We start from the raw sequence: 18,254 nt of genomic DNA, 5'->3' as shown, positions 1-18,254 counted from the left end.
AGCGCGCTTCAAATGCCAAGTAAGCCATGAATAATCCCACGAACATCCCTCCCAAAGGTTTCGCCATCAGGTCGATCCAAACATGCCGCTTCTGTTCGGCGGCCTCAACTGTGACCGGTGGGCCTCGGGAAATTGCACTGCCGGTCGCAGGGGCAGCTCCATCCCGAAGGTGCCATCAGTGTGGTTGCGACACATTCTCCTGGTAGGTCCGCTCGCGCTCTGGCCAGGTGCTCTTGATATAGGCGAGGACAGCCCGGATCTCGGCGTCGCTGAGAAGATCGGCAAACCCCGGCATGTCGCTCTCATAGCCGCCCCCGACGATGGCGGCCGTGCCTTCCCTGACGATGCGGAACAGGATGTCATCGGGATGGTGCCACGTGTGGCCGCCGGCATCGTGCGGTGGCGCCGGGAGACGCCCGGACGGAAGGGGCGTCTTCCAGTCCGGCTGCCCCTCGAGCTGCGCACCGTGGCAGGACGCACATTGGTCCGCATAGATCTGCCGGCCCTGTTCGATGACTTCTGCAGATGACGCGGCGTTGGATGCGGTCTGGGCATAGTGCCTGCCAGCGAAGACCGCCATGACCAGGCCTCCGACGAGCAACCCGGGCCACAAGATATTACGGAGTTCTTTTCGCATGAGTTGCATGATTGGTGGCGAGGAATTTCTATTGGCTATATGCCGAGGATGAATTTCTGCCAGAGGCGCGACGCCGGAGGCAATGGACATTCCCGTGACCAGCGCCTATCTTTCCGGCATGTTCTCGCGCCTCGTCACCATGCTTGCCGTCCTCGCGATCGCCGTCATGACGACGGCGACGTCCGCGCACGCGGCGCGCTTGAGCGCAGAGCCGGATCACTCGGTGCATGTCGGCGAGATGATGCAGGTTGCGGCCGGCAGCGAACATTCCTGTGATGGCGAACAGCACTGCGGATCGATCGACACCGGAAGCTGTGAGCTGCTTTGCGTAGGTTTTTCGGTCTTCCTGACCTCGCCGAGCGAAGGCTCTGGCAGCGATTACGCGCCTGCCAGCCATGACCTGCCGACCGGTGCAGTGCTTGCCAGTCGGGCACCTGGGCTGAACGAACGACCTCCCAAGCTCCGTCTCCTCTGATTGCGTCCGGGCTGGAGCCCGCGGCGTTCTGTCGGTTTTGATGAACGGGACAGGCTGTCCCGAGGAGACGACCATGAATACCCTTTCACGACGCGGCTTTCTTGCCGCTGGCGCAGCCGTGCTGGCCTATGCGCATCTGCCCCGGATCGCGGCCGCGCAGGGCGCCGCCCCGCTATCATTGCACGCCGCTAGCCGGACGCTGGACATCGACGGTCGCGCCGCCACCGTCTGGGGTCTTTCCGGACCCACCGGACAGGGCCTGACACTCAACCCCGGCGCGCGCTTCCGGGTGGATCTGCGCAACGATCTCGATGTTGACACGCTGATCCACTGGCACGGCCAGATCCCGCCCAACGCGCAGGATGGCGTGCCCGACATGCCTTTGCCGATGCTCGCCCCCGGCGAGACACGCGCCTATGACTTCGCGCCGCTGCCCGGCACCTACTGGATGCACGCGCATGTGCCGCTGCACGAAATGCGCCTTCTGGCAGCACCGCTGATCGTGCGCAGCGCCGAGGATATCAGCGCCGACCGTCAGGAAGTAGTGCTTTTCCTGCATGACTTCTCGTTCAAGGCGCCCGAGGAAGTGATGGCCGAGATCCTCGACGGCCATGGGACGGCAGACGGCCATGGAGGCGGCCACGGCGCGGGCATGGGCGGCATGGCGGGTATGGATCATGGCGCCATGGGGAACATGCCGATGGAAGGCATGGATCACGGCGCCATGGGCGGCATGATGGGGATGGGTGCCATGGACGCCATGGCGATGGACCTCAATGACTACGACTGGGACGCCTATCTTGCCAATGACCGCACGCTGTCGGACCCCGAGGTGGTGCAGATCGAGCGCGGCGGGCGCGTCCGCCTGCGTGTGATCAACGCCGCCGCGGCGACAGTGTTCTGGATCGAGACCGGCGAGGCGCAGGCGCGGCTTGTTGCGGTGGACGGACATGCGGTTCAGCCGGTTTCTGGCACGCGCTTCGGCCTGGCCATGGGCCAGCGGCTCGATCTGGAGATCGACCTGCCGAACGAGGGCGGCGCTTGGCCGATCCTCGCGCTGCGGGAAGGCGCGCGTGAGCGCACCGGCCTGATCCTTGCCACGCAGGGTGCCGAAATCCGGCGCATCGATGCCGTGGCTGAATCGGAAGCCCCCGCCTTCGACACCGATCTGGCGCAGGAGTCGCGTCTGCTCGCGGCGGAGGCGCTGCCGGATCGGCCGGTGGACCGCAGCCATATGGTGATGCTGGGCGGCTCGATGCAGCCCTATGTCTGGACGATCGACGGAGCCGTCTGGGGACAGCATCGCCCGATAGCCGCGCGCAGTGGTGAGCGGGTAGTGCTGTCCTTTCACAACATGTCGATGATGGGTCACCCGATGCATCTGCACGGGCATGTCTTCCAGGTCGTCAGGCTGAACGGACGTGCGGTCGCGGGCGCGTTGCGCGACACGGTCTATGTGCCGCCGATGTCGATGGTCGATGTGGCGCTCGACGCCGGTGAGGCGGCGCGCTGGATGTTGCATTGCCACCACATGCCGCATCTCGAAACCGGCATGATGACCGAATTCGCGGTCAGCGCATAGGCCAAACCGAGAACGCCGGATCCCGGCGTTCTCCCTCAGCAACAAGGAGGCGGACTCATGTCGATGTCTCACGGCGGCCATGCCGGTCACATGCCCGTGGGCGGCGATCGCAAGGCGCTTGTCATCTCGGGCTGGCTCACCGGCCTTTACTTTGTCATCGAGCTGGGAATCGGCATCTGGACGGGCTCGGTCGCCGTCATCTCCGATGCCTTTCACACCTTCTCGGCCGTGGGCGGCGTGCTCATCGCGCTGGTCGCGCTACGCTTGACCGAGCGGAAATCCAGCCCGGCGCGCACCTTCGGTTATGTCCGGGCCGAGATCCTCGGCGCCCTTTTCAACGGCCTGTTTCTCGTCGCGATGGCGCTTTTGGTGCTGTGGATGGGCGCGATGCGCCTCATGGAGCCGATCGAGCTGGCCACGACGCCGATGCTGTTTGCCGCTGCGGGCGGGATCGCCACCGAGCTTGTCGCGCTCTGGCTGCTGTACGAGCGCCAGAAGGGCAACCTGAACATGCGCGGCGCCTACTGGCACATCCTGCAGACCTTCGTCGGCAGCTTCCTGATCATCATCTCTGCGCTGGTGATCCGGTTCACGGGCTTTATGGCCATCGATCCTCTGCTTGGCATGGCCTTCGGACTGGTGCTGCTCTGGGCCTCCTGGGGCATTCTGCGCGAGGCATTGCACATCCTGCTGCAAGGCACGCCGGAAGACCTCGACCTGGAAGCCGCCATCGAGGCCATCCGGCAATTGGAGGGGGTGACGGACGTGCATCACGTCCATGCCTGGAGCCTGACATCCGGGCGCAATGTCTTCTCGAGCCATATCTGCGTTCGGAACTGGCAGGACGGCGAGCGGGTGCTGCGGCAGGCGAACAATCTTCTGCGCCAGCAGTTCAACATCTACTTCTCGACGTTGCAGATCGAGGAATACTGTCTCGATGGTGAGGAGACCGCGGCCGACATCGACATCACGCGGTCACATGCCGGGTCAGGACGGGCCAGCGTCGGAAAGGTCCACGGTAGTCACTGACGGCAGGAACTCCGGAATCCAATCACCTCTTGACCTTCCAGCGATTGGAAGGCGCAGAACAGACGAAACGCAAGCTCAGGAAACGCCGAGGAGGCGTGAACATGACCAGCAAGACGGAACACGATCACCAGAACCAGACTCACGCCCATTCGGCCCACGGACATGTGCATGATCACGCGCATGACCACGCAGCCGCCGCGCAGGACGACACGCACAAGGTCAAGGACCCGGTCTGCGGAATGATGGTCGATCCCCACACGACCCAGCACAAGGCCGAGCATGCCGGTCGGCCATATTACTTCTGCTCGGCCGGGTGCCGGGCGAAGTTCTTGGCCGAGCCGGAACGCTATCTCGATCCGGCCGCCGCGGCGGCCAAGGCAGAGCCGGTTCCCGAAGGGACGATCTACACCTGCCCGATGCACCCGGAGATCCGGCAGGTCGGGCCCGGATCATGCCCGATCTGCGGCATGGGGCTGGAGCCGGTTCTGGTCAGCCTAGAGGCAGAGCCGAATGTAGAACTGATCGACATGACGCGCCGGTTCTGGATCGGCCTTGCTCTGACGATCCCGGTGTTCGTCCTCGAGATGGGCGGGCATCTTTTCGGGCTGACCCACGCCATCGGTCAGCAGGCCTCGAACTGGCTGCAACTGCTCCTCGCCACGCCAGTCGTTCTCTGGGCGGGCTGGCCATTCTTCCAGCGCGGCTGGCAGTCGCTGGTCAACCGCAGCCTCAACATGTTCACCCTGATCGCCATGGGCACCGGCACGGCCTGGATCTACAGCGTCGTGGCGACGCTGGCGCCGGGCATTTTTCCTGACCAGTTCCGCCAGCCCGACGGCTCGGTCGCGGTCTATTTCGAGGCGGCGGCGGTCATTACCGTGCTCGTGCTGCTCGGGCAGGTGCTGGAGTTGCGCGCGAGAGAGAGCACCAGCGGCGCGATCCGCGCGCTGCTCGACCTTGCCCCCAAGACCGCCCGGATCATCCGCGACGACGGCACCGAGGAGGAGGTTCAGCTCGACACCGTTCATGTCGGCGACCGCCTGCGGGTGCGGCCCGGCGAGAAGGTTCCGGTCGATGGCGAGGTGCTCGAGGGTCGCAGCGCCGTCGATGAATCGATGGTGACCGGCGAGTCGATGCCGGTGACCAAGGAGGTCGGCGCCACCGCCATCGGCGGCACCATGAACCAGTCCGGCGCGCTGGTGATCGAGGCGAAGAAGGTCGGCCGCGACACCATGCTGTCGCAGATCGTCCAGCTTGTCGCCGAGGCGCAGCGGAGCCGCGCGCCGATCCAGCGGCTGGCCGATCAGGTCTCCGGCTGGTTCGTCCCGGCGGTGATCGTGGTCGCGGTGCTCGCCTTCATCGCCTGGTCGATCTGGGGTCCCGAGCCGCGCTTCTCGTTCGGTCTCATCGCGGCGGTCTCGGTTCTGATCATCGCCTGCCCCTGTGCGCTGGGGCTGGCGACGCCGATGTCGATCATGGTCGGCGTCGGGCGCGGCGCGCAGGCGGGCGTGCTGATCAAGAACGCCGAGGCGCTGGAGCATATGGAGAAGGTCGACACCATCATTGTCGACAAGACCGGCACCCTGACCGAGGGCCGGCCCGCCGTCACCGCCATCGTTCCGGCTGCTGGCTTTACCGAGGAAGAAGCCTTGCGCCTTGCCGCCAGTGTCGAACGCGCCAGCGAGCATCCGTTGGCGCTGGCCATCGTGCGGGCGGCCGAGGAGCGCGGGCTTGAACTCGCACCGGTCGCGGATTTCGACTCACCCACCGGCAAGGGCGCGCTCGGAGTGGTCGAGGGCAAGCGCATTCCCCTTGGCAATGCCAAGTTCCTCGCCGAGCAGGGCGTCGATGTCGCGCCGCTGGCCGATGAGGCCGACCGGCTGCGCGAGGACGGCGCAACCGCGATCTTCATGGGGGTGGACGGGCAGGTTGCGGCCATCTTTGCCATCGCCGATCCGGTCAAGCCATCGACGCCCGAGGCGCTCGCCGCGCTCAAGGAGCAGGGCATCCGCGTGGTGATGCTCACCGGCGACAACTGGACCACGGCGAAGGCCGTCGCGCGCCAGCTCGGCATCGACGAGGTCGAGGCGGAGGTGCTGCCCGACCAGAAGAGCGCGGTCGTGCAGCGGCACAAGGCGGCGGGCGAGGTGGTGGCGATGGCCGGCGACGGCGTCAACGACGCCCCGGCGCTGGCCGCTGCGGACGTTGGCATCGCCATGGGCACCGGCACCGATGTGGCGATGGAAAGCGCGGGCGTCACATTGCTCAAGGGCGATCTGACCGGCATCGTCCGCGCCCGCAAGCTGTCGGAAGCGGTCATGGGCAATATCCGCCAGAACCTGTTCTTCGCCTTCATCTACAACGCTCTGGGCGTGCCGGTCGCGGCCGGGGTGCTGTATCCGTTCTTCGGCATCCTGCTGTCGCCGATCATCGCGGCGGCCGCCATGGCGCTGTCCTCGGTCAGCGTGATCACCAATGCCGCTCGGCTGCGGAGGGTGAAGCTGTGATGCCCGCTGGCGCGCCTCTGCCGGCACCATGCCGCAGCATGCAAGCACCTGCTCACCCCTTCGTGCGTCGCGCCCGGACCGTGACGGCGAGATAATGAATCCATGAAACGAGGTTTGACGATGAGAAACGATCACCCCATCAGCCGGCGCACCGTTCTGGCCGCTGCCGGCGCGCTGCCCCTGCTGATGTCCATGCCAAGGCGGGGACATGCAGAAGCGCTGCCGCTGGTGAGCGTCAGCAAGGATCCATCCTGCGGCTGCTGCGATGGCTGGGTCGCGCATATCGAGGCCGCAGGCTTCCCGGTGAAGGTGGTAGAATCCTCCGATATGGACAGCCTCAAGCAGCGGCTCGGCGTCCCGGCCGAACTGGCCTCCTGCCACACCGCCGAGGTGGGCGGCTACGTGGTCGAGGGCCATGTGCCTGCCGCAGCCATCCGCCGCCTTCTGGCCGAGCGGCCTGACGCGACGGGGCTGGCCGTTCCCGGCATGCCGGCCGGCTCGCCCGGCATGGATTTTCCGGGCGTCGATCCCGAGCCCTATGAAGCGTTCCTGTTCGGCCCGACCGTCCGGAGCTTCGGGCGCTTTCTCGGTCCACGGGAAATCTGACACGGGGCTGCCGACATGATCGCCCGACTTGCGAATGATCCGAAACAGCACCTGGCCGAGGCGGCTTGCCTCCGTCAGCGGGGCGGTCTCGCGGCGTCGGGTGGCGGGAGACGTGAACGCGACATCGCACTGGCCCGGCGTGCCGCCGGGAAGGAAAGTGGCGCATGACCGGGCGGGTGCGAGCTGCCTTCCGGGTGAGATGCGGCCGATTGCGCCAGTTTGCGGTTTGCATCCTGCTGCTTGCCATCGGCGCCCTGGTTCTGCAGGTCCCGGTACATGCCGGCCCCGCCGGACACGCCATCCACCAGCAGCAGGTCGCCGCCACGGCAAGCCACTGCGCCCAGCCTCACCTGCCGGACGAGCATGGCGCAGATCAATCGGCAGGCTGCCTGAACGAGGACAGTGGCCAGGGTCCGGCGGACTGCTGCCAGATCTGTCTGGCCGCCGCGGTTCTCGTCGCGCCGCCGACGTTCGGCCCGTCCGTGAACGGTGAGGTTTTCACGGTTGTGCGCACTGATCCGCACGACCGATCACCCGAAGGCATCCTGAAGCCGCCACGTCTCATCGCTGTGTGATGCGCAGGGATCGCCGCGAGGACGAGAGACGTCTCCGGCCGCTCCGCGCAAACCCGAAAGACAAACGAACAGGATGGAGAGCCGCGCCCGCAAATCCGGGCCGGTGCTCCGGAACCAGAGGATGAAATCCAATGAACCGAACAGCAATCGTAATCGCCCTTACTGTCAGCCTGCTGGCAGGCCTGCCAGGCGCTGCTCTCGCGCAGGCCGGACATGACACCCATCACCCGGGAACCCCGCCCGCACAGGCGGAGCAGGCGCCCGCGCCAACGCCGCCTTCAGGCCAGATGCCCGGCATGCAAGGGATGATGCCCGAGCAGTGCCAGGCCATGACCCCGGAATGCATGGGCGCGATGCGCCAGATGATGCAGGGTGGGATGATGCAGGGGATGATGGGCGCGCCGAACGCCGGGGCGGCCCCGGTTAACGAAAGCCTTCCGGATTTCACCCGGGCCTACGTCGAATCGATGAATGAAATGCACGGACCGATGATGGACGGCGTCATGGCCGACGATCCGGATGTCGCCTTCGTCCGGGGCATGATCCCGCACCATCAGGGCGCGATCGATATGGCCCGGATCGTCCTGCAGTATGGCGACGACCCGAAGACAAGGGAGTGGGCGGAGCAGATCATCGCGGTGCAGGAAGGCGAGATCGCCGAAATGCAGGCATGGCTGGAGGCGAAGGCCGGCGAGGCACCTGCGCCCTTTGGTCAGACCGGCGGGACTGTCTGGTCCGCCAATGAAGGCGGCAATTCCATCAGCGCCATCAATCTCGCCACCGGAGCGGTCGACACGGTTTTGATCCCGATCGCGCCCCACAACGTCGACCTGACGCCTGACGGCAAGCTGCTGTTGGCCGTTGGCGATCCTGCCGTCGAAGGGGATCACGGGTCGGACGGGCATGGGCACGGCGGGGACGGTGCGGCCGAGGGTCTGTTGGTCATTCTCGATCCGCAGAACCTCTCGGCGCCCAAGGCGACCGTCGCGGTAGGCTCGCACCCGGCCCATGTGGTCGCTGACCGGCAGGGGCGCGCCTATGTCTCCTTGGCCGGCGGAGACGAGATCGCGGTCGTCGATCTCGCACGGGCCGAAGTCATCGGGCGTATCGCGACGGGGGACTATCCGCACGGCCTACGGCTCAGCCCGGATGAGACCCAGCTTTACGTGGCCAATGTCGAGGACGGGTCCGTGTCCGTCATCGACACCCAGGCGCTGTCCGAGGTCGCGCGCATTCCGATCGGGACCGCGCCGGTTCAGGTCGGGTTCACGCCCTCGGGCGATCAGGTCTATGTCTCGCTGCGCGACGAGAACCGCGTCGCCGTGATCGACACTTCAACCCGCGAGGTGACGAACAGGATCGACGTCGGGCCGAACCCGATCCAGCTCATCGCGACGCAGGATGGGAAATTCGTCTATGTCGCCAATCAGGGCACCGAGGCCGAGCCGAACGACACCGTATCCGTGATCGACACCGCAATCGGTCAGGTGGTGAAGACCATCACCACCGGCCGCGGCGCCCATGGAGTATCGGCATCGGCGGACGGGGTCTATGTGTTCGTGACCAACATCGCCGACGATACCGTGTCGATCATCGACGTGGGGAGCCAGGAAGTGGTCAAGACAGTGCCGGTTGGCGATCGCCCGAACGGCATCGTCTACGGCGGCCCGGCGCGCTGAGCGATCGGCGCCGGAGTTCGCTCCGGCGCCAGCTACCGGCCAGGCACCGAGCCGCGGTCGGTCAGAACAATAGGGCCCGCCGTCTCATTGGCGGGCCCTCGCTATCCCTTGGGGGGCGCGAGCCTGTTACTGACCGCGGGCGGCCAGCCACTCGCGCATCATGGCGATCTCGCCCTCCTGCGCCGCGATCACGTCTTCGGCGAGGGCACGGATCTGCGGGTCCTCGCCGTGTCCCAACACGACGCGCGCCATGTCGATGGCGCCCTGATGGTGCGGGATCATGCTGCGCATGAAATCCACGTCGGCGTCGCCACTGAACTCGACGGCCATCCCGGCATGCATGCGGTCGTTTGCGGCCATGTAGGCCTGAACTGCCGGGCTGTCGGAGGCAGCCGCACCATGCGCGCCATGACCCATGTCCGAACGATCCGTGATCGTAACGCCTTCATCCACGATCTGCGATTGCGCAACGGCCAGTCCGCCCGCGGCGGCAAGCGCGGTCGCCATGAACAGAACGGACAGCTTGTTCATCAGGCGACCGTCCCCACCGGCGCGACGGGAAAGCCCGCCTCGGCCAGCGCGGCCTCGAAGGCGGCGCGGGGCTGCCCGGAGGTGACGACGACCTTGCGCTTCGGGGGATCGGCCTCGACGTTCGCTGCGGGATCAACCGTGTGAATCGCCCTGGTCACGCCGCACGCGCAGCCGCCGCAGGTCATATTTTCAATGTGGAACTGCATGAGTGCCTCCTGTGGTTCGTCTCATGCAAGGTGAGATAGGGTTTCCCATCGTTGGAAGGTCAAGAGGAAAGAATCGATCCTGACAGGTCTTGACCTTCCAGCGATGGGAACCCTTATCTCCCTTGGCGGATGATGGAATAGCTTCAAGGAGACCCCCTTCATGACCGCCCCAGCGCGAGATCGCGAGCCCGGAGCCGGCAGCATCAATCTGCCCCCGATCAGCCTGTCCATCGAGGGCATGACCTGTGCCTCATGCGTGGGCCGGGTCGAGAAGGCGCTGCGGGCCGTGCCCGGCGTCGCCTCGGCAAATGTCAACCTGGCCACCGAGCGCGCCGACATCCGTCTCAGCGCGCCGGTCGAGCGTGCCGCGCTGGTGGGTGCGGTGGAAAGCGCGGGCTATGACGTGCCCAAGCCCCAGGGTGCGGTCGAGATCGCCATCGAGGGGATGACCTGCGCCTCTTGCGTGGGCCGGGTCGAAAGGGCGCTGCAGGCGGTGCCCGGCGTTGCTTCGGCGACCGTCAACCTCGCCACCGAGCGCGCGACCGTCACGGGCCCGGCCGATGCCGGCGCGTTGCTGCGGGCCATCACCGAAACCGGCTACGAGGCGCGGCTGATCGACGGCGGCGGGGCCGATGAGGCGCAGGCCAACGCCCGCAAGGAGGCCGAGCGCGAGACGCTGCGGCGCGACCTGATCCTGGCGGCGGCGCTGACCCTGCCGGTCTTCGTCCTCGAGATGGGCAGCCACCTCATTCCCGCCGTCCATGACCTCGTCGCGGGCACCATCGGCATGCAGGCCAGTTGGTATATCCAGTTCGCGCTGACGCTGCTGGTCCTCGCCATCCCCGGCATCCGCTTCTACCAGAAGGGCCTTCCCGCCCTGTTCCGTGGCGCGCCTGACATGAACAGCCTTGTCGCGGTCGGCACGCTGGCGGCTTTCGGTTATTCACTTGTCGCCACCTTCGCCCCCGGCCTGCTGCCGGCGGGCACCGTCAACGTCTATTACGAGGCGGCAGCCGTTATCGTGACGCTGATCCTGCTCGGCCGCTATCTCGAGGCGCGCGCCAAGGGCCGCACCTCCGAGGCGATCACCCGCCTTGTTGGCCTGCAGCCCAAGACCGCGCGCGTGCGCCGGGGCGGCCGCGTCGAGGACATCGCGGTGGCCAACGTGGCTCCCGGCGATCTCGTCGAGGTCCATCCGGGCGAGCGCGTCCCCGTGGACGGCGAGGTGGTCGAGGGCGAGAGCTGGGTGGATGAATCGATGATCACCGGCGAGCCCATCCCCGTCCAGAAGCAGGCGGGCGCTGCCGTGACCGGCGGCACCGTGAACCAGAAAGGCGCCTTCGCCTTTCGCGCCACTGCGGTCGGCGGGGACACGGTGCTGGCGCAGATCATCCGCCTGGTCGAGGAGGCGCAGGGCTCGAAACTGCCAATCCAGGCGCTGGTGGACCGCGTCACCATGTGGTTCGTCCCGGCCGTCATGGCGGTGGCGGCGCTGACCTTCGGCATCTGGTTCTTCTTCGGTCCCGACCCGGCGCTGACCTTCGCGCTGGTGAACGCCGTCGCGGTCCTGATCATCGCCTGCCCCTGTGCGATGGGTCTCGCCACGCCGACCTCGATCATGGTGGGCACCGGGCGCGGCGCCGAGATGGGCGTGCTGTTCCGCAAGGGCGAAGCGCTCCAGCTGCTGAAGGATGCCAGGGTCGTGGCGGTGGACAAGACCGGCACGCTGACGGAAGGCGCCCCCGCGCTGACCGATCTGGAACTGGCCGCCGGGTTCGAGCGGGCCGAGGTCCTGAGCCTCGTCGCCGCGGTCGAGGAGAAGTCGGAGCACCCGATCGCCCGTGCGATCGTGGACGCGGCCGCCGGGGAAGGCCTTACGCTGCCCGCCGTCTCGAACTTCGAGTCGGTGACAGGGTTCGGCGTCAGGGCCGTGGCCGGCGGCAAGCCCGTCGAGATCGGCGCAGACCGCTACATGGCCGAGCTTGGCCATGACGTGGCCGGTTTCGCCAAGATCGCCGAGCGTCTCGGCAACGAGGGCAAGTCGCCCCTCTACGCCGCGATCGACGGCAAGCTGGCGGCGATCATCGCCGTGGCCGACCCGATCAAGGAGACGACGCCGGCCGCGATCGCGGCGTTGCACGACCTCGGCCTGAAGGTTGCGATGATCACCGGCGACAACCGCCGCACGGCCGAAGCCATCGCCCGGCGGCTAGGCATCGACGAGGTCGTGGCCGAGGTGCTGCCCGAAGGCAAGGTCGAGGCCGTGCGCCGTCTCAAGACCAGTCATGGGACGCTGGCCTATGTCGGTGACGGCATCAACGACGCCCCGGCGCTGGCCGAGGCGGATGTGGGCCTTGCCATCGGCACCGGAACGGATGTGGCGATCGAGGCCGCCGACGTGGTGCTGATGTCGGGCAGCCTCAAGGGCGTGCCCAACGCCATCGCGTTGTCGCGCGCGACGATCGGCAATATCCGGCAGAACCTGTTCTGGGCCTTCGCCTACAACACCGCGCTGATCCCGGTCGCGGCGGGCGTGCTCTACCCGGCCTACGGGGTTCTGCTGTCGCCGGTCTTCGCCGCCGGGGCGATGGCGCTGTCCTCGGTCTTCGTGCTCGGCAACGCGCTCCGCCTGCGCCGCTTCACGCCGCCGATGGGGACCGATCCGACGGCCCCAGCGACCGCCAGCCCCGCCATGTCCGGCCGGCTTGCACCTGCCGAGTGATCGCCACCCGCGCCGACCGGGGCGCCAGAGTGCGTCCCGGTCATTCCCCTAGCCTGGAAGACCGTCATGACCAATATCACGCACGTCACGCACGACGTCATCTTTCCGCCAGCGGCCGTTCCGCTCATCTTCACCACCAACCAAAGGAGCCACCCATGAACATCGGACAAGCAGCCCACGCCTCGGGAGTCTCCGCCAAGATGATCCGCTACTACGAACAGACCGGCCTCATCCCTCCCGCCAACCGGACCCAATCGGGCTATCGCGACTATTCGGACACCGACGTCCACATGCTGCGCTTCATCCGTCGCGCGCGCGATCTGGGGTTCTCGGTGCCCGAGATCCAGAAGCTCCTGAACCTCTGGCGTGACGGCAGCCGGCAGAGCGGCGATGTCAAGCGCGTCGCTCTTCAGCACATCGAGGAGCTGCGGCATCGGATCGCCGAGATGGAGGACATGGTCACCACGCTCACGACGCTGGCGGACGCCTGCGCGGGCGACCACCGGCCCGACTGCCCGATCCTCTGCGACTTCGAGCAAGCGGCCCCGGAGCATCGGCCGGCACCCGCGAGGGCACCCCTGCCAGGCAGCCGCCCCTCCGTCTGACTGCGGGGCATTGTCGGCCATCGCCGCTTAATCCGGCGGCGCGGCCTCTTCGCCGTCGAGGCCGATATCCGCCAGTGCGCGTTTTGCGCCTTCTTCCGCCGTGCGCGTCAGGATCGCCTCGAACTCGGCGTCCGGCATGCGGACAAAGCCCTGATCGGAACGGGTGGTGTCATCACTTCTCCCTTCCGCCGCTCAACCGACCTTGCAGCCCCAGAACGACGTGTGATCGGCCGCGAAATACCCATCCGCCGCGCGAAAGGTGCCCTGCAACTCGACGGTGTCGCCCTGCGCGAGCGGCGCCATGGTCTGCAGCCAGAGCGCCGTCGCCTCGGAGGCGTGCGCCCCTGAAATCTCGCCCTTTGATCTCGGATTTCGGTCGATCCGTTCAGCACCAGCCGCCCGCGCATACGCGCATTGGTGCTGGAGTTGATCTTGTATAGCAGCGTGGCACCGAAGAGCCACGCGCCCGCGACGGGCGCAACGAAGTGGCTGTTGCCGGCGCAAACCCGCGCTATCGTGGGCGGCGATGACGAAGGAGTTTCCGATAACCGCCGGCGACCATGGAACGGGCGTCACGCAGGAGTGCCTTGATGGCATGACGGGCGGAGGATGCCTGCCATTCGTCCCGGTCGAGACGGCCGGTGTTCAGGAGGACACGCGCGATCTCCTGCTGCGTGGTGCCGGCCCGATGGCCATCGAAAGCCCGCAGCATCCGTCGGAGTCGCTCCCTTTGCTGGCGTGTCAGGCGCGTATCCGGGGGAATCGCGCGTCCATGCAGGGCGGAAAGGAAGCGTTGAACGGCTTCGATCCGGTCGAAACCGGCGAGACTGAGAGGGACGACGGCGACCGCGATCGCGTCCCCCATAATGGCGCCGTCGAAGATCTGGAGCTTCTGCCCATTGCCAAGCGGGACATGGAACTCCGCGCCAGCGTTCTCGACCGAGAAGTCGAGGCGCCAGTTCGGCGGAGCGCCGTCAGTGCTGTCGTCAAGTTCCGAAGGGGCTTCGGTCAGCACCACCACACTTGTGTCCTCCGCTGGGAGCCAGAAGACCGGCGCATCGGGTGGCGGGACCAGCGGATCGACAGGGAAATCGCAACCCCCAGCGCTGCCGGATCCGTTCGGTCAGCGGTTGGGGGTCTCCTTGGTCGGCAATCGAGGCTTCAAAATCTGCGTCATAATCGTCATTGCGGCGCAGCCATTCCCAGGCCAGATCGGATGCCGTCAGTTCATCCAGATGGTCGTATCGCGCCGAAGAACGCCAGGTCGATGCGTCAGGGGTCATCGCGGCCTCCCGAATCCACTCAAACGAATAGGGAAGGCTCAAGATTCCCGCATGAGTTGCGTTTCGGAAGTCAGGCGCTGGTCAACAGGTGATGCGCGGCACGCATCACGGGTCAGGTCTTGCGCTGACTTTCGCGGACCAGTTCGCGGTAGCCCTGTTCGGTCATCCAATGCGCGCGAGCGAGATGAGTATCATGGATGGAGCGGCAGCGGTCGGGATCGCACTCTGGATCGAGGCCAAAGAGAACCTGCACAGCTTCGCGCCAATCGGCGCCATCACGCTCGGCATCGAGAAGGCGCATGTAGAGCTTCATGTGCTCGCGATCATAAGACGTCAGCGTCTGGCTGGACGGTGGTGTGTCGAGATATGTCTGTGTCGCGCGGCCCATCATTCGCTCACGTACGGGTAACGTATTTGTTAACCATCTTCGGCGGAAGATAGCCATTCCTTTTGACGAGAACCTGACATCACGCTGGCCGCTATTTCACCGTTTGTCGGTGTTGGCCCCATTGTGTTGCAGCAACACGCCCTCGCCCTTGTCCGTCGACAGGAATACGATCCCGGCCGCTTCGAGAGCGCGGCGCACCTGGTCACGGGTGGACTCGAACACCTCGAGCCCGCTTTGGGATTCGAGGCGTTTGAGTGCGGTCAATGCGACCTGGGCCTTGTCGGCGAGCGTCTCCTGTGTCCATCCCAGTAACGCGCGCGCAGCCCGTGATTGGCGAGCGGTGATCATACATGATCACCTCCCACCGGGATATGCACGCACTCCAGAACTACGGCTATAATAGTCGTTCTCGCTGTGAGCACCAGCCGAAATTCAGGTGCAATTATCAAGGATAGAGAGACGACGCTCCCGTCCATGCCCGTCTGATTCGGTCGCTGGACCTTGCCAGAAGCGGCGGGCGCGATCCGGTGAAGCAGGAGGGAAACCCGGCGGCTTGCGCCGCCGGGCCTCGGGTTCCCGATCAGAACGGAATGTCATCGTCGTCGATGAACTTGCCGTCGTCGTTCTGGGTCTGCTTCGCCCGGCTCAGGAAATCGACCGTCTCGGCGATGATCTCGCAGCCGTAGCGATCGACCCCGGCGGCATCGGTCCATTTCGTGTAGTGGATGCGGCCGCGAACCAGAACCTTCATGCCCTTGTCGCAATGCTGCTGGACCGTCTTGCCGAGGCCGTTGAAGCAGGTGATGCGGTGCCATTCGGTGTCCTGGACCCGATAGCCGTTCTCGTCGCGCAGGACGCGGCCTTCCGAATAGCGGGGGCGCGAGGTGGCCAGGGTGAAGTGGGTGATGCCGGTGCCGCCCTGGGTGGTGCGGGTTTCGGGGGCCTGGCCGATGTTGCCGGCGAGGATGACGATGTTCTGCATTGTAGGTCTCCGTTGCTCCTCGGAGGGACCGTCCCTCCGACGAGACCCGGCCAAGGCCGTCGGAAGACTCCTGCAACTGCCGCCCTTGCTGCAGCTTGCCCCCAAGGCCCCAGGTGGGGCGGGCAGCCGCGCTTGCGCGGCAACACGGCTGGGAGCCGCGGGGGTTGCTGGTGGAAGCCGAACGGACTTAGGGGATCAGTCAGGCGGAGGGATGGTGCTTTCGTGAGCGGATCGGGGACGCACAGCAGAACCATCGTCCTTGCTTGCAACCGTGACCTGTCAGCCCCATTTGAACCAAGACCACCCGGCATGGCAGCCGTCACCCGTCATTGTCGGCCGCCCTCGCGTCCGCCGCCGGAAGGCCCTGTCATCCGCGATGTGATCGAACAGGCTATCGGGTTCCCAGGTCCAGTGTGGCACCGTCCTGCTTCATCGGCCAAAGGCTCGGTCCCACTGCATCGTGAAGGGGCAAGGAAGGTGTTCTCGGAGGCCCTACGAAGCGAGGTGGACCGATGCAGCGGGGTATCGACCGCAAAGAACTGCGGGTTCGCACCGATGAACCGTTTCCAGAGCCGGGCGAAGCGGGCCGGGAGCGACGGCGACATGCCCGCGATGAACTCACTTTCCGTCTTGGGTGGAACGACCGAGGCCCGATAGCGCAAGCTGCCGGGTTTACTCGGAGGTGGCGGATCGCGGCGGGAGTTTCAGCGCGAGAACACCGACTCGCCGAGGGCATTCAGATTGACGATGGCCGAGATGCCGAGGACGAGACCGCCCATGCCGCCGAGCAGATTGAGGACCAGGCCCGAGTCGATGGCGTTCTTGGTGATGCCATAGACAAGGGCATAGCCGGCAATGACGGCAGGCACGGCGAAGAGAGCAAGCGCAATGAGCCGCAGCGCCGGATTTTTCGCGAAGCCGAGAACCACGATCACAAGGGCGATCGAGAACAAGGCAGCGCCGATGGCAGCAAAGCCCGACATCACGACACCGGCTCCCGCGCCCCAAGCATATTGCGCGGCCGTGATGGCCGCCATGACGGGCAAGGCATAGATCGCGAGATTCCAAGCGATCACGCAGGCCGCGATGGTGAGCGAGATGGCAAGCAGGATCAGCGTCATGGAAACCTCCAGAGAACGGTTGGGGATCACGACAGGCTGCCGGGAGATGCGCTCCGCCTGCGACTATGCTGCTTCGCCGGTTCTGCAAGGATGTTTCATCAAAGGCGCGGCGGCACTTTCTGTCAAGGTTTGGCGGCTGAAAGCCGCCGAACGGCGGGGCTTACGCCCCGCCATCGAACTTCATGACCGGAATGCCGAGCTTGCGGGCCTTGTCGGCGAGATTCTCCTGAATCCCGGTGCCGGGGAAGACGAGGACGCCGACCGGCAGCACGTCCAGCATGGTATCGTTGCGCTTGAACGGCGCGGCCTTGGCGTGCTTGGTCCAGTCGGGCCGGAAGGCGACCTGTGGAACCTTGCGGTTGTCCGCCCAGCGGGATGCGATCAACTCCGCCCCCTTCGGCGAGCCACCGTGCAGCAGCACCATGTCGGGGTGCTTGGCATGGACCTGATCGAGCTTCGCCCAAATCAGGCGATGATCGTTGAAATCCGCACCGCCGGTCAGCGCCACCTTTGGACCGGCGGGCAGCATCACCTCGGTCTCGGCCCGGCGCTTCGCGGCGAGGAAGTCGCGGCTGTCGATCATCGCGGCGGTCAGGTTGCGATGGTTGACCATCGAGCCGGTGCGCGGTCGCCAGGCGCTGCCGGTATGGTGCTCGAAAGCCTCGGCGGCGAGGTCGCGGAAGAGTTCCATGCTGCTGCGCCGTTCGATCAGAGTCTGTCCCTCGGCCGTGAGGCGTTCGAGTTCGACGGACTTCACTTCGCTGCCGTCCTGTTCCCGCTGCATCCGGCGCTGTGCCTGCTCGTTGTCGTCGAGATCGCGTTCCACCCGGCCGGTGGCCCGGTGGAAGAGATTTGCGGTCCCCCAGAGCAGTTCTTCGAGATCGGGCTCAAGGCGGGTGTCACTGAGCGTCGCCACAAGGGCGTCGAAGATGTCGGTGACGGCGGCAGCGACGGTATTGCCCTCGGGCAGCGGCCTTGGATCGGGTTCATCCTGGAAGGGACGCCAGCCGTAGAGCTGGAGCTCAGAGAGGGCGTGATCGGTCTGGGAGGAGGTGTGGACCGGCTCGGCCCCTGCATATTCGGGATCAATCGTCATCGGGAGCGTCCTTTGTCTGGAGACCGCGCCCATCGCGGCCTTCGCAGGCGTCGAAGCGCACGGGCGAGGCGGGTTGGCAGCCCTCGCCCGCTCCGCGAGGGCCTCGATGGCCGGGGTGGGCTATTTTGACTTTCGCGATGCAAAGGCGGGGCCAGAGACGGGGTCCCCACGCGACCTGTCGCGTGGGGTGGCTCCCCGCCGGCGGAAAATAGTCCACCCCCGGCCATTGC

General features: G+C 66.1%; 20 protein-coding genes. 9 read left to right on the top strand and 11 right to left on the bottom strand.

All coding sequences use genetic code 11. The annotated features are described in order from the left end of the window. Positions 1 to 175: 175 nt before the first annotated feature. A complete protein-coding gene (locus CX676_RS16105; RefSeq protein ID WP_052174987.1) occupies positions 176 to 580 on the bottom strand; it encodes a c-type cytochrome in 405 nt (134 codons plus the stop codon). 151 nt (positions 581 to 731) lie between these two features. Between CX676_RS16105 and CX676_RS16100 the strand changes: the two genes are divergently transcribed. The 7 genes from CX676_RS16100 to copM (CX676_RS16070) all read left to right on the top strand — a co-directional run bounded on the left by CX676_RS16100 (position 732) and on the right by copM (CX676_RS16070) (position 9,090). Beyond that, complete coding sequence (locus CX676_RS16100) at positions 732 to 1,112, top strand: hypothetical protein (RefSeq protein WP_232816486.1); 381 nt, start codon at positions 732 to 734, stop codon at positions 1,110 to 1,112. A gap of 73 nt (positions 1,113 to 1,185) precedes the next feature. Continuing rightward, on the top strand, positions 1,186 to 2,694 hold the full coding sequence (locus CX676_RS16095) for a multicopper oxidase family protein (RefSeq protein WP_058099084.1): 1,509 nt from the start codon (positions 1,186 to 1,188) through the stop codon (positions 2,692 to 2,694). Between the two features lie 57 nt (positions 2,695 to 2,751). Beyond that, positions 2,752 to 3,723 (top strand): cation diffusion facilitator family transporter, encoded by a 972-nt coding sequence (locus tag CX676_RS16090; RefSeq protein ID WP_088233772.1) that lies wholly within the window; start codon positions 2,752 to 2,754, stop codon positions 3,721 to 3,723. Positions 3,724 to 3,824: 101 nt separating this feature from the next. After that, on the top strand, positions 3,825 to 6,230 hold the full coding sequence (locus CX676_RS16085; RefSeq protein WP_088233771.1) for a heavy metal translocating P-type ATPase: 2,406 nt from the start codon (positions 3,825 to 3,827) through the stop codon (positions 6,228 to 6,230). A gap of 120 nt (positions 6,231 to 6,350) precedes the next feature. Continuing rightward, positions 6,351 to 6,836, top strand: a complete 486-nt coding sequence (locus CX676_RS16080) for a DUF411 domain-containing protein (RefSeq protein WP_058099086.1) — start codon at positions 6,351 to 6,353, stop codon at positions 6,834 to 6,836. 164 nt (positions 6,837 to 7,000) lie between these two features. Continuing rightward, positions 7,001 to 7,411 carry a hypothetical protein gene (locus CX676_RS16075; protein ID WP_157935968.1) on the top strand — a complete coding sequence of 137 codons (411 nt, stop codon included), beginning with the start codon at positions 7,001 to 7,003 and terminating at the stop codon, positions 7,409 to 7,411. A 131-nt stretch (positions 7,412 to 7,542) separates the two neighbouring features. Further along, the gene (gene copM / locus CX676_RS16070; RefSeq protein WP_058099088.1) at positions 7,543 to 9,090 is read left to right on the top strand and encodes a CopM family metallochaperone; all 1,548 of its coding nucleotides are present in this window, start codon (positions 7,543 to 7,545) and stop codon (positions 9,088 to 9,090) included. Positions 9,091 to 9,216: 126 nt separating this feature from the next. Here the strand turns inward: copM (CX676_RS16070) and copM (CX676_RS16065) are convergent, their stop codons facing one another. Further along, positions 9,217 to 9,621: a CopM family metallochaperone gene (copM, locus tag CX676_RS16065; protein WP_058099089.1), complete on the bottom strand. Its 405-nt coding sequence runs from the start codon at positions 9,619 to 9,621 to the stop codon at positions 9,217 to 9,219. After that, entirely contained in the window at positions 9,621 to 9,827 is a 207-nt protein-coding gene (locus CX676_RS16060) for a heavy-metal-associated domain-containing protein (RefSeq protein ID WP_058099090.1), read from the bottom strand. The genes copM (CX676_RS16065) and CX676_RS16060 overlap by 1 nt, the downstream gene beginning before the upstream one ends. A 160-nt stretch (positions 9,828 to 9,987) precedes the next feature. Here CX676_RS16060 and CX676_RS16055 point away from each other — a divergent pair, with 160 nt between their 5' ends. Both CX676_RS16055 and cueR read left to right on the top strand, forming a co-directional pair. Next, positions 9,988 to 12,549 (top strand): heavy metal translocating P-type ATPase, encoded by a 2,562-nt coding sequence (locus tag CX676_RS16055; protein ID WP_101753486.1) that lies wholly within the window; start codon positions 9,988 to 9,990, stop codon positions 12,547 to 12,549. 155 nt (positions 12,550 to 12,704) lie between these two features. Next, positions 12,705 to 13,154, top strand: a complete 450-nt coding sequence (gene cueR / locus CX676_RS16050; protein ID WP_058099091.1) for a Cu(I)-responsive transcriptional regulator — start codon at positions 12,705 to 12,707, stop codon at positions 13,152 to 13,154. Between the two features lie 27 nt (positions 13,155 to 13,181). Here the strand turns inward: cueR and CX676_RS23020 are convergent, their stop codons facing one another. The 8 genes from CX676_RS23020 to CX676_RS16010 all read right to left on the bottom strand — a co-directional run bounded on the left by CX676_RS23020 (position 13,182) and on the right by CX676_RS16010 (position 18,024). Beyond that, complete coding sequence (locus CX676_RS23020; protein ID WP_223191438.1) at positions 13,182 to 13,292, bottom strand: DUF6127 family protein; 111 nt, start codon at positions 13,290 to 13,292, stop codon at positions 13,182 to 13,184. A gap of 373 nt (positions 13,293 to 13,665) precedes the next feature. Continuing rightward, complete coding sequence (locus tag CX676_RS16040; protein ID WP_232816485.1) at positions 13,666 to 14,175, bottom strand: DUF2285 domain-containing protein; 510 nt, start codon at positions 14,173 to 14,175, stop codon at positions 13,666 to 13,668. Next, positions 14,141 to 14,437 carry a transcriptional regulator domain-containing protein gene (locus CX676_RS23015; RefSeq protein ID WP_101753485.1) on the bottom strand — a complete coding sequence of 99 codons (297 nt, stop codon included), beginning with the start codon at positions 14,435 to 14,437 and terminating at the stop codon, positions 14,141 to 14,143. The genes CX676_RS16040 and CX676_RS23015 overlap by 35 nt, the downstream gene beginning before the upstream one ends. 112 nt (positions 14,438 to 14,549) lie before the next feature. Continuing rightward, on the bottom strand, positions 14,550 to 14,882 hold the full coding sequence (locus tag CX676_RS16030) for a DNA -binding domain-containing protein (RefSeq protein WP_456299508.1): 333 nt from the start codon (positions 14,880 to 14,882) through the stop codon (positions 14,550 to 14,552). A gap of 39 nt (positions 14,883 to 14,921) precedes the next feature. Beyond that, positions 14,922 to 15,173 (bottom strand): helix-turn-helix domain-containing protein, encoded by a 252-nt coding sequence (locus CX676_RS16025; RefSeq protein WP_058099093.1) that lies wholly within the window; start codon positions 15,171 to 15,173, stop codon positions 14,922 to 14,924. 232 nt (positions 15,174 to 15,405) lie between these two features. After that, positions 15,406 to 15,807: a single-stranded DNA-binding protein gene (locus CX676_RS16020; RefSeq protein WP_012092621.1), complete on the bottom strand. Its 402-nt coding sequence runs from the start codon at positions 15,805 to 15,807 to the stop codon at positions 15,406 to 15,408. Positions 15,808 to 16,511: 704 nt separating this feature from the next. Beyond that, positions 16,512 to 16,928, bottom strand: a complete 417-nt coding sequence (locus CX676_RS16015; protein ID WP_101753483.1) for a hypothetical protein — start codon at positions 16,926 to 16,928, stop codon at positions 16,512 to 16,514. A gap of 160 nt (positions 16,929 to 17,088) precedes the next feature. Further along, on the bottom strand, positions 17,089 to 18,024 hold the full coding sequence (locus CX676_RS16010; protein WP_088233769.1) for a DUF2493 domain-containing protein: 936 nt from the start codon (positions 18,022 to 18,024) through the stop codon (positions 17,089 to 17,091). Positions 18,025 to 18,254: the final 230 nt, after the last annotated feature.

The organism is Paracoccus zhejiangensis, from assembly GCF_002847445.1.
GTDB lineage: Bacteria > Pseudomonadota > Alphaproteobacteria > Rhodobacterales > Rhodobacteraceae > Paracoccus > Paracoccus zhejiangensis.
The sequence above is the reverse complement of the archived record's forward strand: the minus strand, read 5'-3'. Positions and strand labels throughout refer to the sequence as shown.